The following is a 16691-nucleotide window of genomic DNA, read 5'->3' as shown; positions in this document are numbered from 1 at the left end:
CCTCCATTTATTCCGAAATTCGAAATTACCATTTTATTTTCTCAATTTTTCCTCAATATTGCAATATATTCGCCATACAGTAAATGAATGAGTTCAGTTTTATTGTATGAACAATGAATCGATTGAATATTTAGCTTTTGCATAAGCCCAATATAGCGTTTTACAGCATCGAAGGTTTTCACTGTCTCTTCTATTTTTACCCATTTTAAATAATAATGGATTGCACTATCATTGACATTCTTCATAGAGAGATCGTTTTCCTGTAAAAAATAAAATAGAGCAAGCTGCCATTCAGCAGAAAATAGGGAAATCGACTCTCTCCCCTTTATAGGGATACCGATAAAATAGGGTATCTCTTCTCGACTAAGACGTAATTCATAAAGGGCTCGTAAAAATAAATCATGGACTCCTTGTCTGCTATAAAATAATTTTGTGTTAAAAAATTGCTTACAGTGTCTGTGATAAAAGGAGAGCATTTGAGAAAATTCATGAATAGGAATTGGCTTTGGGACATAAAATGGGAATTGCTGCTTTTCTAACGATAGTGTCTTGATGTTTGCAATATAAATATTCCCTTGTACATAAAGTAAATGACCTAAATAATAAAACTTTTTTGATTCAGAATCATACGATATTAAGTACGTTTGCTCCTTTACCGTCTCGAAAAATTGTTTATGCTGCTCATTGAGCGAAATTTTGGCTATACCTGAGGAGTTTAATTTAAGTTTGGGAGTTTTCACTAACCAAATCGGAAGAATCTGCTTGCTTCTATATCCATCATTTCTCATTTGAAGCATTTCTGGTGAAATAGGACTGCATTGGAATTCGAGTGCATAGTTTTTATTATTTTTTGATACTAACAAATCTGGCCGTTGCCTTAATTGTGGTAAATACGCTTCTAACTTTACCTCTAATCCTAGCTGTGATAGTTGTGTATAGAGCTGTTGCTTTCCTAAAATATGCTCGTATGACTCACCTTCTGAAAAATTAGTATCACACGAACTATTCTTTTGATGTGCAAAATGGGGAATTTTTATCGCACCAATTTTTAGTTGGAGCGGTTCTTGACATTGTGGACAATAAAATACAGTTGTTTTTCGTAATTGCTTTAAGGCTGCTTCTGTTATTCTTGGCGTTAACATAAATACTTCATGTTGTTTCGTTAATGCAACAAGCATAATTCACCTCCTTGCCCACATTGTAAGGAAGCTGGAAGAAGCTTGCAAGTGGAAAGCTAAAAATGCGCCAAACTCGAAATTTGGAACTTAAAAAAAGTCTCATCAGGCAAAATTGATGTTAATTGTTTTATGAAAGTAAAGAGGAAGCGTCCTGTTTTGCAAGCTCCAAAAATTTATACTTTTTACATAAAAAAATCCACGCAATTTCCAGCGTGGATTACAAAGTTAACCGAAATATTCTACTACCATTTCAAAAGCATTTTCTGCCATAATGACATCCCCGTACTCTTGAAGACGGTAAATCGTTAATCTCGATGGTTTTAAATATTCTTTTATAAGAGCCAACATATTTTTACGTTCACGCTGCTCATCGAATTCCGTAAAATCAACGTGTAAATAATATTGTCCCTCAAATTTATATAATGAAGATGCTAATCCGAATGATACAATACGTTTTGCTAAAGGAATGAGCTCATCGATATCCTTAAACGTAAAACGAGCATTTGTAATAGGTGACTGCTCTTCATTTGAGTCATTATCAAGTGTCTCAAAAATAACACTTTCCATTTCACGCAATTGCGCTGCTACTTCTTTATTATCTTCGAAGCCTTCAAACATTTCTGTATCGTGATCGGCATTCATATTGGCACGCGTTACAATGACTTCAAGACCCTGCTCTGAGGCATTAATATGAATCCAAATAGGACCGTCTAAATCGAAGTAATCTTCCGTATTTACTTCACCAATAACATCCCAAAAAAGTTCTTCACCCTTTGAGCGATTGTACCAAATTTCCTCGCGACTATAGCCACGATCCTCAATATCACTGTACGTAATAAAAAGCTTCAGCGTATTTTCGTTAATGCGTTCGATGTCCATTAGACTTCAACTCCCTTCACAGTCATTCGTTGAAACACATGTAGTACAATATTGCTTAATATTTGATTTTTTCAACATTTTTCATACATGCTATTTCCAACCTATGAACACTTTAGAACATTTAATCAATTACACCCCAACGTAATGTCGTTCAGATTTTGAATTGTCCTTAATGAGATATTAATTCTTTTCAAAAACCGAAACATCCATCGGAAGCGTTATTGAATTTCTATAACTCTATTGTATGATGTTCCTATACAAAATGAAAAGGAAAAAACACCAATCCTTCATAAATTATTTGAATATTGAAATTGTATTGTACTACAAGAGTGAAATCAAGCGCAATTTTTAGAATAAAAAAAAAGATGTTACGGCTATTTCCATTGTAACATCTCATTATCGGTATTTAATTGACCAATCGTTGGGCTTCTTGTAATTGATAAGCACGTACTTTACGTGGTAGGAAACGACGAATCTCATCCTCATTATAACCAACCTGTAGACGCTTCTTATCTAAAATAATCGGTCGACGTAATAACCCTGGATATTCTTGTATTAGCTCGTATAATCGTTGTAATGGTAGCGTTTCTACATCGACATTTAATTTTTGAAAAATTTTTGATCGAGTAGATATAATCTCGTCTGTCCCGTCTTCTGTCATTCGTAAAATTTCTTTAATTTCACTAAGGCTTAATGGCTCAGAAAAAATATTCCGTTCTTTATATTGAATCTCATGTTCTTCAAGCCAAGCCTTCGCTTTTCGACATGATGTACAGCTGGGTGATGTAAATAAAGTAACTAACATCCCTTACTCTCCTTTCTAGAATGATCTAATCTATTACTGCTTCTTACTTTAGAATAAATTTAATGTAAAACTGTATCTTCATTATACAACAATATCTAAAGTTTGAATATAGATTGTCAACAAAAAACAGCTCTTCTAACGATAATACTTTTTCGCTTTTTTTCTATAAAAAACATGTTTTTTGTTTCGATTTTTTTCTAAAATCTTATTTAAACAGTTTTTTACTTTATTTCTATCGTAGTAATTTATCTTTATAATTTCTCATTTATTTTTATTCAATTGAGAATAATTATAGCTACATTCTAGAATTAAGTAGGATACATCAACATACTGTTCTATTTCCATTAAAATTATGTCCCATTGCCAAAAGTTTATACACCTATTTTACTCAAAAAGATTGCTTTTTCTGTGAAATATATAATATAATTTCAAAAATGAAATGTAAAAACGATGACGAAGAGTAGTACATTTGATTCGCATTCCCTAAGAGAATCTGTGGTTGGTGAAAACAGATGGATGCACAAATGGAATGGACTTCCGAGTTAGCCCTGTGAACTAAAAAGTAGCATGGCTCGTACCCTTCACGTTACGAAGAAAAGTGGCCAAAACTGGCAAGCTGGGTGGTACCGCGGATTCTAACATCATTCGTCCCTTTTCGATACTGATCGAAGGGATGCATGATGTTTTTATTTGTTTAAGGAGGGTTTTTCCATGCTAACTATTTTTTCTGGCGTACAGCCAACAGGTACAATAACATTAGGTAACTATATTGGTGCAATTAAGCAATTCCCTGCACTACAGGACGAGGGGCAGGCAATATATTGTATCGTCGACCAACATGCAATAACAGTACCACAGGACCGTTTAGAGCTACGTAAAAATATTCGAAGCTTAGCCGCTATGTATATTGCCGTAGGGATCGATCCGAAAAAGTCTATTTTATTTATTCAGTCTGAAGTTCCTGCACATGCACAGGCTGGTTGGATTTTGCAGTGTATCGCTTCCATCGGAGAGCTAGAGCGAATGACACAGTTTAAAGACAAATCAAACGGCAAGGAATCTGTATCTGCCTCACTCTTAACTTATCCACCACTAATGGCAGCCGATATTCTACTATACAATGCAAATCTCGTGCCAGTTGGAGATGACCAAAAGCAGCATATTGAGCTCACTCGTGACCTTGCAGAGCGCTTTAATAAACGATATAACGATGTGTTAACGATTCCTGACATTCGTCTACCTAAAGAAGGTGCACGAATTAAATCATTACAAGAGCCAACGAAGAAAATGAGCAAGTCCGATCCGAATACAAAAGCGACAATTCGTTTACTGGATACACCAAAGGAAATTGAGAAGAAAGTGAAAAGTGCTGTCACTGACTCCGAAGGCATTGTGAAATATGATGTAGAAAATAAACCAGGCGTTTCCAATTTACTAACGATTGAATCTGCCTTATCGGGTGTAGCGATTGCTGATTTAGAAAAGAAATATGAAGGTAAAGGCTATGGCGACTTCAAAGCTGGTGTTGCTGCTGCTATTATTCAACACTTAACACCTATTCAAGAGCGTTACTATTCTTTAATTGACTCACAGGAGTTAGACGACATTTTAGACGAAGGTGCTGCAAAAGCAAATACGATTGCAAGCAAAACCCTTAAGAAGATGGAGAACGCAATGGGATTAGGTCGTAAACGACGCTAAATAAAACTAATAGTGAAAAAATTGCAATATAAAGCTCGCTTGTTTGTAAAATGTACTTGATTACTGCATTCCATGAATAACCAAGTGTGCGATAATTTAAATACAATATACAATGACTAATCGACATCACACTCAAGCCATAACATACTATAAACACAACAAAGCGAAACACAATTTCATCCTTTCATTAACGTGGATTGGTTTTACAAAAAATGCCTGTAACAAAATTACTTGTTACAGGCATTTTATTATTGAAATTTTTTAAATAGAAGGCTTGCATTATGTCCGCCGAAGCCTAATGAGTTACTCATAGCGTATTCTACACTTGCCTCACGCGCTTCATTTGGTACATAGTCTAAGTCACATTCTGGATCCGGATCATGTAGATTAATAGTTGGAGGTAAAATACCTTCTTTTAAGGCTAGAAGTGTGAAAATAGCTTCAATCCCACCAGCAGCACCTAATAAATGTCCAGTCATTGATTTAGTAGAGCTCATCGCAAGCTTATACGCATGCTCCCCAAATACTGTTTTTACAGCTTGCGTTTCAAATAAATCGTTGTAAGGTGTACTCGTACCATGTGCATTAATATACCCTACTTGCTCTGGAGCTACATTAGCAGTTTGAAGCGCTTGACTCATTGCGCGAGCTGCCCCTTCACCATTTGGAGCTGGTGCCGTAATATGATGCGCATCGCCTGTTGCACCGTAGCCTAAAATTTCACCATAAATTTTCGCACCGCGCGCCTTCGCATGCTCTAGCTCCTCTAGAATTAAAATCCCTGCACCTTCTGCAATAACAAACCCATCTCGGTTTTTGTCAAACGGACGTGAAGCTGTAGCCGTATCTGAATTTAATGTCAATGCTGTATTGGCACAAAATCCTGCAACTGCCATTGTAACGATTGGTGCCTCTGCTCCACCAGTAATCATAACATCTGCATCACCGCGCTCAATCACTTTAAATGCATCGCCAATGGAGTTAGTTCCTGATGCACATGCTGTAACTGAACATGAATTAATGCCCTTTGCACCTAAATAAATTGATACTTGCCCTGAAGCCATATCCGGAATCATCATTGGTACGAAGAATGGACTTACACGACGAACGCCGCGTTCCTGGAAAGTTAAAAATTGCTGCTCAAACGTTTCCATTCCGCCAATACCAGAACCAATCCAAACACCTGTTCGTGGTGCTAGTTCTTCTGTTATCTCAAGATTGGCATCCTTTTTCGCCATTAAAGCTGCCGCTAATGCGTAATGTGTAAAACGGTCCATTTTACGCGCTTCTTTACGATCAATAAACTCTTCAATATTGAAATCCTTAACTTCTGCTGCTACTTTTGCCGGGAATTTTTCAGCATCAACACGTGTTAATGGTCCAACTCCTGATTTCCCTGCTTTAATTGCTTCCCACGTTTCTTCAATTGTATTTCCTAAAGGCGTAACTGCCCCAATACCTGTTACAACTACTCTACGTTTTGTCATTTAAAGTTCCCCTTTCTTTATTTTCCCCAGCGAATTGTTACGGCTCCCCAAGTAAGGCCGCCACCAAATCCAACGAGTACAAGTATATCATCGTCTTTAATTTTACCAGCTTCTAGCTCCTCAATCATTGAAATACCAATAGAGGCTGCAGAAGTATTCCCATATTTATGAACAGTTTTAGACATTTTCTCTTCTGGTAAATTTAGTCGTTCACGTGCCGCTTCCATAATACGAATATTCGCCTGATGTGGAATTAAAAAATCACAATCCTCTTTTTGTAAGCCTGCTTTTTCTAGCACATTGATTGCGGATTCGCCCATTTGACGAACTGCAAATTTAAATACTTCACGACCATTCATAGCAATTTGATCATTTTCATCTAGATATAAGTATTTACCACCTGTACCATCTGCACCAAGCTCAAACGATAAAATCCCGCGTCCTTCAGAGACTTTAGATAAGACTGCTGCACTTGCGCCATCTCCGAATAATACAGCCGTATTGCGATCCTCCCAGTTTGTTAGCTTAGAGAGCTTTTCAACACCTACTACTAAAACATTCTCATAGCTGTTACTTTCAACAAACTGTTTTGCTGTAACTAACCCGTAGATAAAGCCAGCACAAGCTGCCGAAATATCCATTGCTGGGCATTTAGCTCCAAGTCGTTCCTGGATTTGACATGCTACACTCGGAAAAGCTTGATCCGGCGAAACCGTCGCTACTAAGATCAGGTCAATTTTTTCAGGGGATAGCCCTGCATCTTCAATTGCCCTTTGAGCTGCATAAAAACCTAAATCCGATGTATCTTCATCATCTGCCGCGATATGTCGCTCCTCGATACCTGTTCTTGAACGAATCCACTCATCCGTCGTATCAATCATTTTTTCAAAATCAAAATTTGTTAACACCTTTTCAGGTATATATTTTCCCATTCCAATAATTCCTGCGTTCATACAAAGTCTCCCTTCACAATTAAGACTAATTATTAGCACTTGGTCATAATTATAGCTCACAAAAATTTATTACACAATGGAAAATTTTTTTGATTCTTCACGAAATGTTCTCAAAAGTTTATTTTTCTTTTTATAAAACGTATGTTATGATATTGAGGGTGTAATTAAACAATACGATACAATAATGTTTGATAGAGGTGAAATTAATGCAATATATTATGACATTCTTTTGGTCATTCCTACTAATTTCTATGTTAAATTATGTAGTAAGTTCTGTAATGAACGTAGATTTTAATTTCGTGACAGGTGTAATTGTTTCTGTAGCGTTTTCAGTATTCGTTCTAGTAATCGCTGCCATTATTCCAGATGGTCCTGTTGCAGATGCTGATCATCATTAATTTATGAAGCGTTCCTTAAAGGGCGCTTTTTTATTTTGGGGACAGTATATCTTTCTTTCGTTAATTCCCGAGCCTATTTTGTTGATTTCTTCACTCTTACCGTTGATTGCAGAACTGATTTCGTTAATCTCCATTGATAAGAGATCTCTTACCCACTTCCACACTAAAAAAGCTGCCCCTATTACTAGGAACAGCCCTACTTCAAATTATTTAATCACAATTTCTCCATTACTCATTATTAATTCAATTTTGTCGCCTGGGCCGACCTCACCGCGAAGTAATTCCTTTGCAGCAGCCGTTTCTAAATGGCGTTGAACAAATCTCTTTAATGGGCGGGCACCGAATTGCGCATCTGCACCGTGCTCAACAACAAAATCAATTACCTCAGGACTTACAACAAGCTCTACCTCCTGCTCAGCTACTCGCTTTTGTAGCTGCTGAACATACTTCAAAACAATCGCGTGGAAATGCTCGTTCGTTAACGAATGGAACGTTATAATATCATCCATACGATTTAACAGCTCTGGCTTAAAATGCTGTCGTAGAGCCACCATCACTCTATCCTCTATAGCCTGCTCGTCTGAGGCGCCTAATAAATACTCAGAGCCGATATTAGATGTCATAATTACGACCGTATTGGAGAAGTTAACATTTCTTCCTTGGCTATCTGTAATGCGTCCATCATCTAATATTTGCAGTAAAATATTCGCTACATCGGGATGAGCCTTCTCGATCTCATCTAATAGTACGACTGAATATGGATTTCGGCGTACTGCCTCTGTAAGCTGACCGCCCTCTTCATAGCCAATATAGCCTGGAGGTGCGCCGACTAGACGAGATACGCTATGCTTTTCCATATATTCACTCATATCAATTCGAATGAAATGATCCTCTGAATCAAAAAGCTGTGCCGCTAGTGCTTTCGCTAGCTCTGTTTTACCAACACCAGTTGGACCTAAAAATAAGAAGGAACCAATCGGCTTTGTTGGATCTTTAATACCGGAACGCGCACGCCAAACAGCCTCTGTCACGAGCATTACTGCCTTCTCTTGCCCAACCACACGCTCATGTAATGTATCCTTTAAGCGCAATAATTTCTCTCGTTCCCCTTCCACAAGCTTTGTGACCGGAATACCAGTCCAACGAGACACAATAGATGCAATTTCCTCTGCCGTTACTTCTTCACGTAGGATTCGATTTTCCGCAGATTCTGATATCGCCACTTCTAAATCTGTTATCTCTTTTTCAAGTGCTGGAATTTTACTATATTGTAGCTCTGCCGCTTTATTGTAATCGCCTCGTGCCTGAGCATCCTCAGAATCACGTCGATACTTATCAAGCTTCTCTCGCTTTTTTTGTAAGTTTTGGATACTTTCTTTTTCTAACTCCCATCTCTTTCGCATTTCAGCGGACGAAGCTTTTAATGTCTCAATATCCCCTTGCAACGTTTCTAAACGTTTTTTACTCGCGTCGTCCTTTTCTTTCCGTAGCGCCTGCTCTTCAATTTCGAGCTGCATCAATCTGCGTGTAACAATATCTAATTCCTGTGGCATGGAATCAATTTCCGTACGAATCATTGCACAGGCTTCATCGATTAAATCAATCGCCTTGTCCGGTAAAAATCGTTCCGTAATATAACGATTAGAAAGCTCTGCCGCTGCAATAATTGCACGGTCATGAATACGAACACCGTGATGCAGCTCAAAGCGTTCCTTCAAACCGCGTAATATCGAAACTGTGTCCTCAATAGACGGTTCACGTACCATCACTTGCTGGAAGCGGCGTTCTAGTGCCGGATCCTTTTCAATATACATACGGTACTCATCAAGTGTAGTAGCACCGATACAATGCAATTCACCGCGAGCTAGCATCGGCTTCAACATATTGCCTGCATCCATCGCGCCATCCGTTTTACCTGCACCAACAATCGTATGAATTTCATCGATAAATAAAATGATGCGCCCTTCTGATTCCTTTACCTGCTTCAGCACACCCTTTAATCGCTCCTCAAACTGACCTCGGTAGCTTGCCCCAGCGATTAAAGCACTCATATCTAGCTCATACAATAGGCAATCCTTTAACCCTTCAGGTACATCCCTACGTACAATACGCTGTGCGAGCCCTTCTACAATGGCTGTTTTACCTACACCAGGCTCACCAATTAGTACGGGGTTATTTTTCGTTTTACGCGTTAGAATACGAATAACATTTCGTATTTCCTCATCACGCCCAATAACCGGATCCATTTTGCCGTTCTTTACTTCTTCTATTAAATTTCGTCCAAACTGCTCTAGCGGTGGACGATTATCTTGCTGCTGAAATTGCATCTTCATCCCTCCAAAAAGTTTGACCTTCTTTGACTAATTTGATTATAAAACGGTTTTATTAAAAATGCAAAATAATCCTTCACAATATTTTTACTCTTATTTCCATTAAATGTGTGCTATCATTATTTTGAATATTTCAGTTCATTCTCTTCACACACTTCAGTAAGGATGTGATTTAAATCGTTACTTTACACAGTATTTCAACGAAAATTTATCATTTATTTCAAGAGCATGGATTAGGCATACATGTAGAAAAGGGAAACTATATCTTTCGTGAAGGTGAACGTGCGGAGAATATATTTTTTGTATTACAAGGCGCCATTCAAATAAGTAAAGAAACAGAGAGCGGAAAGGAATTAACGATTCGAATTTGCGGAACAGATGGGATTATTGGAGAAAGTTCACTATTCTGTAAGCTTAATTATCATTCGACTACCGCCAAGGCACTTGAGCCAACGAATGTACTTGTACTACCAACAGCCACATTAGAGCTTTTGTTAACGGAGCATCCATCTTTACTAGTTGAATATTTAACGTGGTTACAAACTGAAAATTTGAAGCATCAAAGCCGAATTCGCGACCTTGTCTTAAATGGCAAAAAAGGGGCATTGTTTTCTACTTTAATTCGACTAGCAAATACATACGGTGAATTTCGTCATGATAATGAAGTGTTCATTAATTTCACATTAACAAATACTGAAATTGCGAATCTTTGTGCAACAAGCCGTGAAATGATTAATCGCATGTTAAACGATTTAAAAAAGCACAACATTATTACTTTTGACAAAGGATATATTACCATTTTAGATTTGCAATTTTTAAAAGATGAAATTGCCTGCGAAAACTGTCCGTTGCATATTTGTCGAATTGATTAATAATCCTTTTACATTAGAAAAATCCCGCCTTCGAGTGGAAGACGGGATTAATTACTTAACGGATACCTAATGCCATTTTTGCATAGCGTGACATATTATCTTTTGACCACGCTGGTGTCCAAACGATATTTACTTCTGTTTCTTTTACTTCAGGTAATTCAGCTAGCGCTGTTTTTACTTGATCCACAATTACGGGACCTAGAGGACAGCCCATTGAAGTTAATGTCATTGTTACGGTTGCTAAACCTGCATCATCTAAATCTACATCATATACTAAGCCTAAGTTGACAATATCAATACCTAACTCAGGGTCAATTACGTTTTCTAATGCACCTAACATACTGTCTTTCATATCTTGATCGATTGCCATAGTTGAAACTCCTTTCACAACGGTGATAACAGTAATCATATCAAAAGTTACGAATTATGCCAAATGTTGTGCTAGCCATTCTGTTACTTCTAACATCCCATTTCTTGAAACAGCATGTCCCGCCTTTTCGTCTAAAATATAGCGAGCCTTATGTGCTTTATTTTCCTTTATTAAATATTCATAAAACGGATAGGTCATATAATAAGGTACAACATTATCTTGCTTTCCATGCCAAAAAATAGTGGGCACTCGTTCAAAAATTTCTAAAGAGGAATCGATATTATACTGTGCTAACCTATCTAAAACAGCCTGCTGCTGTTCCTCTGCTATTGGAATCTCTATCCCCTGTTCCTTAAGCTGCCTAACCTGATACTGCGCCATGTCTGTATAGCTTGTGATTCCCATTAGAATTCCAGCTGTTTTGATCCAATTATAATTTTTTAAGCAACCTGCTGTTGTAATACCACCCATCGATGTACCCGCTACCCCAATTGCTTCTGTCGTTAATACATTTCGTTTATGGAGTTCTTCATAAATTATGCCGACATCCTGTATATAGTTTAAAACGATTTCCCAAAACATGCTATTCATTTTCGCCTCTGAGTAGGATTGCGTTCGTTCACCGTGTAAATAGGCATCTGGTAAAATAACTCGCACTCCTTTTTCAACCAATGTATACGCATAATGTAAATTATGTTCTTTCGCACTTAAAAATCCATGTAGAAAAATGACAACAGGTGTTTCATTTGTCATCTCTTCCTTATATACATGTAATATCGGTATTTCATTCCAAAGTTCTTTTTCTACAATCACTCTATTCACTCCTCAACCACTATGTAGTTATAGCGTAACAAAAAAATCCAATTTAAGTTACAAAATTTTGACGAACCGTTTATTTAAACGATAAAATTGATAAAGGTAGAGAGGAGGTACCAAAATGAAGCAGCATTTAATCGTGTTAGACTTAGATGGTACATTATTAACGGATACAAAAACAATATCTCCATATACTAAAGACATTCTTTCAAAAGCAAGGCAGGCTGGTCATCAGGTGATGATTGCAACTGGTCGACCTTTTCGTGCTAGCCAGCTGTATTATAATGAGCTTGCCTTAACGACTCCTATTGTTAACTTTAACGGTGCACTTGTACATCATCCAAGAAACAAGGCATGGGATGCTATGCATTCACCGATTGCAATGAGCGTTGTTCATGATGTCGTCGATTCTATTCATAAATATGAATATAACAACCTTATCGCTGAGGTTATGGATGATGTTTACCTGCACAATGATAATGACGAACTAATGAATATTTTAAATATGGGTAACCCACGTGTCACTATGGGCAATTTAAAATTTAATTTACTTGAGGATCCAACAAGTTTACTTATTCAGTCAAGTGAATCGAATGTGCCTATTATTCGTCAGCATTTGCATGATGTTCATGCAGAATTAATCGAGCATCGTCGCTGGGGCGCCCCGTTCCATATCGTAGAAATTGTGCGTAAAGGGCTAAACAAAGCAGTAGGTATATCAAAAGTTGCTCATGAATTTAACATTCCACGTGACCGCATTATCGCTTTCGGTGATGAGGATAACGATCTTGAGATGATTGATTATGCAGGAATTGGCGTTGCGATGAATAACGGCATCCAGGAGCTAAAATCTATTGCCAATGAAATTACATTAAGCAATAATGAGGACGGAATTGGTAAGTTTTTAGAGGATCGATTAAAGCTATAATAAAAAAAACTCTCGGTTTGGCGGTATTGCCAAGTCCGAGAGTTTTTTATTTGAAACATTAATTATTGAGCAACTGGTTTGTCAGCTACTAACTCAACATCATGTAAGTTACTAAATACTTCGTTTGCATAATCAATATTCCAGCTTTTCACACGTTTGTTTACGATAGCAAGCTCTAAACGATATTGTAACGGAACAACTGGTGCATTTTCAGCAATATGTTGTTCAAACGCAAGGAATTGCTCTGCACGGAAATCTGCATCAAATGATTTTGATGAATCGATGTCCTTTAAGATTGTTGTTAACTCAGGTGAAGAATAACGCGTGAAGTTAAATTCAGCTTTGTCTGAATATACACCCGATGGAGATGGGTTAGAGCCTACACCCCATGCAGCCATAAAGATATCGATGTTTGGATCATCAGCTTCTACTTTATCGTAGAAAGAGTTGAACTCGATTGTACGACCATCAGTATAAACAACTTTTAATCCTACTTCTTCCCAGTTTTGTAACCAGAATGCAGAGATTTGCTCTGCTACATCGTCACCAGACATTGTAGCGAATTTAATTTCGAATGGTTTACCAGCTTTATCTTCACGGATACCGTCGCCATCAACATCTTTGTATCCAGCTTCGTCTAATAAAGCATTTGCTTTCTCTGGGTCATAAGAATAACCCTCTAAAGATTTATCATGGAACGAAGTGAATACAGGTGGTACGATCGCATTCGCACGTGTACGTAAGCCATCATAGAATACTTCATTTACTTCTTCAACGTTCATAGCATAAGCCATAGCTTGACGTAATTTTACGTCACCCATTTTTGAACCTTCGATATCAGTTGCAACTGTTCCGTTAGCTGCATCCCATTTACCTAGCTTGAAGCCAATATAGTTATAGTAAAGCTCAGGACGAGCAAGAATATCAATGTTAGTTAATCCTTCAATTTCAGGATATTTTGATGATCCGAAGTATGATGTAACATCATACTCACCTGATTCTAATGCTTTCGCAATTGAAGCAGATGGAACTACTTTTACAATAACGCCGTCTAATTTAGGAGCGCCTTTCCAGTAGTTTGGATTCGCTTTATATTGAACAGACTCACCAGAAACTACTTTCTCAACAACAAACGCGCCAAGAGTAACTGGATTTTTACGAATTGCATCATGCTCTAATAGATCCTTCACTGCTACACTTCCAAGAATATGTGAAGGCTCAGCATAGTATAATAACCCGTCACCACCAGAGAAAATACCAGGTGAAATATCTTTTAATTGAATTTCTAACGTTGTTTCATCAACTTTTTTAAGACCAGAAATTGTTTCTGCTTTGCCGTCATGGTACTCAACAGCACCTACGATATTTTGGAAATCAGAATCATAACGAACACCTTCGTAATCCTTGTGACCAATAATGTTGTAAGGTAGGATTAAGTCTTCAATTTTTAAAGGTTCACCGTCAGACCATTTAATACCTTCACGGATTTTAACTGTTACTACTTTAGATTCTTGGTTAACTTCCATCGAAGCAATACCTTCATTAGTAAATAAGAAGTCGCCATCAGTTTCGAAAATTTTGTTTGAAGCAAATTTTAATAGTTCATCATCGTATCCATCTTCATATAACGCATACGAGAAGATCCCTTGGAAAGGCTCATCCTTTTGCATTGCAACCATTAAAGTACCGCCTTTAATAGCTGTACCTTCATTTTCAACTGAAGTTTCGAAAGCCAATTCTTTTGGCTCTTCTTTTTTGCCACCATCATCTTTGCCAGTGTCTTTGTCTTTATCTCCATCGCCGTTACAAGCAGCTAATACTAAAAGTGCTGCAAATAACATAGCTAGAAGAGACCATTTTTGTTTCTTCATTTCTTTTCCTCCCTTTTTTCTACTTTAGCTAGCATTTCAAAGTAAAATACAGCTAATTTATACATAACATACCTACCTACAAATGGCAAATATGAGAGTACCATAATTGTATAATAATTCTAGTACATAAACACCTTTAATAAAATAACCAATATTCAGTCTATTATAGTTATATTGAAAGGACTGCAATAAGTACAGCCCTTCCAATCTATTAACCTAAACGTTGTTTCGCATCTGCCGAACGGCGTAGAGCTTGCCCAACATAATTAATCATCAGCATTAATATTAAAATTAACAGTGCCGCTGGTAGCCATATCCACCAATACGTAGATAAAACAAGTGGATTATTAGCATAACTTACTAAAGTTCCAAGTGATGGCGTATCAGGAGGCAAACCAAAGCCTAAATACGAAAGACCTGTTTCAATCCCTACATTACCAGCAAAATTCAATGTTAACTCAATAATAAGAATCGAACTTAAGTTTGGCATAATTTCTTTGAATATAATGACAAAATCATTTGTTCCTAGAGTTTTAGAAGCATTTACATAATCGCGTCGACTTTCTGTAAGCGCTTTAGAACGCACAAGTCGCGCTGTACCTGTCCATAAGAATAAGCTCATAACTCCAATGAACGTCCATTTATCATATTTCGGTACAATTGTAAGGAATACGATAATGATCATTAATTGTGGAATTGTAATAAAGAAATCAATAATACGCATAAATAAATTATCAATCCAGCCACCAAAGTAGCCACAAATCAAACCAATTAAAATACCGAAAGTACCTGTAATGATTGTAATCCAAATCGCAATTTCAATTGAGTTTCGTGCACCGATAATAAGCTGACCGAAAACATCACGGCCTCCTACATCTCCGCCTAACCAATAAGCTGCACTAGGCTCCGCATATTTTCCACTTAGAGAAATACGCATAACCTCTACTTGGTCTAACAATAATGCCCAAATAAATATTCCTATAATAGTGATCACAAGTGTAACAAGTGAAAACATTGCTATTTTATCTTTTTTGAACTCTCGCCAAATTACCTGCATACCTGTAGGCGGAGAGCTTACTACCTCTTGATTAGTTTTTTCTTTAACCATTTTCAATCTCTCCTTTACATTTTAGTTTTGTCTATTCAATCCTAATACGAGGGTCAACAATACTCATAATAATATCGGATAATAGACTACCTAATAATGCTAAGAAGCCATATAACATAACTAGTGCCGTAATAACACTATAGTCACGAGATAAGATTGATGAAATAAATAAGTGTCCCATGCCTGTGTAAGAAAAAATTTGCTCGATAAAAATTGACCCACCTAATAATCCTGTAATTGTAAAACCAAAGAATGCGGCTACTGGTAATAATGAGTTACGGAATATATGACGTGTATATACTTTGCGCATCGGTATTCCTTTACTACGTGCAGTACGTACATAATCCATCGTTTTTGCATCAATAACCTCTGTACGTAGGTATTGAATAATAGCAGTTGTTCCTAATAGAGCATACGTAATGGCTGGTAGTAGCATGTGATAAATCTTACTCATAATATATCCTAGTGTTCCTGGATCCTGTTTTACATCAACAGAACCGCCTGTTGGGAACCAGCTAAGCTGATAGCCAAAGAAGTATAAGAATAATAATCCTAATACGAATGTTGGAATGGCATAACTTATAAAGCTATATAGCACTACACCACGGTCAAATAACGTATTATTATAGCGCCCTGCTAAAATTCCTAATGGAACTGCAATTAAATAAAGTAAAAACGCACTTAATAATGATAACCAGAACGTATTTAACGCACGCTCACCAATAATCGTCGTTACTTGTACTTTATACGTATAACTTTTGCCAAAATCACCTTGGAAGGCATTACCCATCCAACGTGCATATTGCTCATACCACGGGTCATTTAATCCTGCCTTTTCTCGTAATTCTTCAATCCGAGCTGGATCCGTTTCTGGTGTAATCATCCCTGTAAACGGGTCACCAGGCATAAACTTCGCCATAAAGAAGATAAGTAAACTTAGGACAAATAATTGTGGAATCATAATTAAGAAACGTCGAACTATCGTTTTCCACATA

At 37.2% G+C, this 16691-nt stretch carries 15 protein-coding genes, 1 pseudogene and 1 other annotated feature; of the genes and pseudogenes, 5 read left to right on the top strand and 11 right to left on the bottom strand.

Annotated features, from left to right (window positions below):
* Window positions 1-41: 41 nt before the first annotated feature.
* From V4T18_RS14080 to spxA, 3 genes are all read right to left on the bottom strand, one after another.
* Window positions 42-1178: a competence protein CoiA gene (locus tag V4T18_RS14080; RefSeq protein ID WP_332650360.1), complete on the bottom strand. Its 1137-nt coding sequence runs from the start codon at window positions 1176-1178 to the stop codon at window positions 42-44.
* A gap of 225 nt (window positions 1179-1403) precedes the next feature.
* Window positions 1404-2057 carry an adaptor protein MecA gene (gene mecA, locus V4T18_RS14075; protein WP_332650359.1) on the bottom strand — a complete coding sequence of 218 codons (654 nt, stop codon included), beginning with the start codon at window positions 2055-2057 and terminating at the stop codon, window positions 1404-1406.
* A gap of 406 nt (window positions 2058-2463) precedes the next feature.
* Complete coding sequence (spxA, locus tag V4T18_RS14070) at window positions 2464-2862, bottom strand: transcriptional regulator SpxA (protein ID WP_332650358.1); 399 nt, start codon at window positions 2860-2862, stop codon at window positions 2464-2466.
* Between the two features lie 441 nt (window positions 2863-3303).
* Window positions 3304-3518 (top strand) — a binding site (T-box leader).
* 55 nt (window positions 3519-3573) lie between these two features.
* Here spxA and trpS point away from each other — a divergent pair.
* A complete protein-coding gene (gene trpS / locus V4T18_RS14065; RefSeq protein ID WP_332650356.1) occupies window positions 3574-4563 on the top strand; it encodes a tryptophan--tRNA ligase in 990 nt (329 codons plus the stop codon).
* A gap of 248 nt (window positions 4564-4811) precedes the next feature.
* Here the strand turns inward: trpS and fabF are convergent, their stop codons facing one another.
* The gene (fabF, locus tag V4T18_RS14060; RefSeq protein WP_332650354.1) at window positions 4812-6050 is read right to left on the bottom strand and encodes a beta-ketoacyl-ACP synthase II; all 1239 of its coding nucleotides are present in this window, start codon (window positions 6048-6050) and stop codon (window positions 4812-4814) included.
* Window positions 6051-6067: 17 nt separating this feature from the next.
* The gene (locus tag V4T18_RS14055) at window positions 6068-7003 is read right to left on the bottom strand and encodes a beta-ketoacyl-ACP synthase III (protein ID WP_332650352.1); all 936 of its coding nucleotides are present in this window, start codon (window positions 7001-7003) and stop codon (window positions 6068-6070) included.
* A gap of 206 nt (window positions 7004-7209) precedes the next feature.
* On the opposite strand from V4T18_RS14055, the gene V4T18_RS14050 reads away from it, so the two are divergent.
* Window positions 7210-7401, top strand: coding sequence for a YjzD family protein (locus V4T18_RS14050; RefSeq protein ID WP_332650350.1), 192 nt, complete (start codon window positions 7210-7212; stop codon window positions 7399-7401).
* A gap of 206 nt (window positions 7402-7607) precedes the next feature.
* Here the strand turns inward: V4T18_RS14050 and V4T18_RS14045 are convergent, their stop codons facing one another.
* Window positions 7608-9728, bottom strand: coding sequence for an ATP-dependent Clp protease ATP-binding subunit (locus V4T18_RS14045; protein WP_332650348.1), 2121 nt, complete (start codon window positions 9726-9728; stop codon window positions 7608-7610).
* Window positions 9729-9907: 179 nt separating this feature from the next.
* On the opposite strand from V4T18_RS14045, the pseudogene V4T18_RS14040 reads away from it, so the two are divergent.
* A pseudogene (locus tag V4T18_RS14040) lies at window positions 9908-10222 on the top strand (cyclic nucleotide-binding domain-containing protein); the annotation flags it as partial.
* On the top strand, window positions 10223-10603 hold the full coding sequence (locus V4T18_RS14035) for a Crp/Fnr family transcriptional regulator (protein ID WP_332650346.1): 381 nt from the start codon (window positions 10223-10225) through the stop codon (window positions 10601-10603).
* A 55-nt stretch (window positions 10604-10658) separates the two neighbouring features.
* Here the strand turns inward: V4T18_RS14035 and V4T18_RS14030 are convergent, their stop codons facing one another.
* A complete protein-coding gene (locus V4T18_RS14030) occupies window positions 10659-10973 on the bottom strand; it encodes a metal-sulfur cluster assembly factor (RefSeq protein WP_442916944.1) in 315 nt (104 codons plus the stop codon).
* A gap of 54 nt (window positions 10974-11027) precedes the next feature.
* Window positions 11028-11786 (bottom strand): prolyl oligopeptidase family serine peptidase, encoded by a 759-nt coding sequence (locus V4T18_RS14025; RefSeq protein ID WP_332650345.1) that lies wholly within the window; start codon window positions 11784-11786, stop codon window positions 11028-11030.
* Window positions 11787-11910: 124 nt separating this feature from the next.
* On the opposite strand from V4T18_RS14025, the gene V4T18_RS14020 reads away from it, so the two are divergent.
* Window positions 11911-12717 carry a Cof-type HAD-IIB family hydrolase gene (locus V4T18_RS14020; protein ID WP_332650344.1) on the top strand — a complete coding sequence of 269 codons (807 nt, stop codon included), beginning with the start codon at window positions 11911-11913 and terminating at the stop codon, window positions 12715-12717.
* Window positions 12718-12779: 62 nt separating this feature from the next.
* Here V4T18_RS14020 and V4T18_RS14015 read toward each other — a convergent pair whose 3' ends face one another.
* The 3 genes from V4T18_RS14015 to opp4B all read right to left on the bottom strand — a co-directional run bounded on the left by V4T18_RS14015 (window position 12780) and on the right by opp4B (window position 16690).
* Window positions 12780-14588, bottom strand: a complete 1809-nt coding sequence (locus V4T18_RS14015) for an oligopeptide ABC transporter substrate-binding protein (protein WP_332650342.1) — start codon at window positions 14586-14588, stop codon at window positions 12780-12782.
* Between the two features lie 211 nt (window positions 14589-14799).
* Window positions 14800-15696 (bottom strand): ABC transporter permease, encoded by an 897-nt coding sequence (locus tag V4T18_RS14010; RefSeq protein WP_332650341.1) that lies wholly within the window; start codon window positions 15694-15696, stop codon window positions 14800-14802.
* Between the two features lie 31 nt (window positions 15697-15727).
* On the bottom strand, window positions 15728-16690 hold the full coding sequence (gene opp4B, locus V4T18_RS14005) for an oligopeptide ABC transporter permease (RefSeq protein WP_332650339.1): 963 nt from the start codon (window positions 16688-16690) through the stop codon (window positions 15728-15730).
* Between the last annotated feature and the right edge of the window lies 1 nt (window position 16691).

This window comes from Lysinibacillus sp. 54212 (genome assembly GCF_036662795.1).
Classification (GTDB): Bacteria; Bacillota; Bacilli; order Bacillales_A; family Planococcaceae; genus Lysinibacillus_B.
This window is presented reverse-complemented; position numbering and strand designations above follow the sequence as displayed.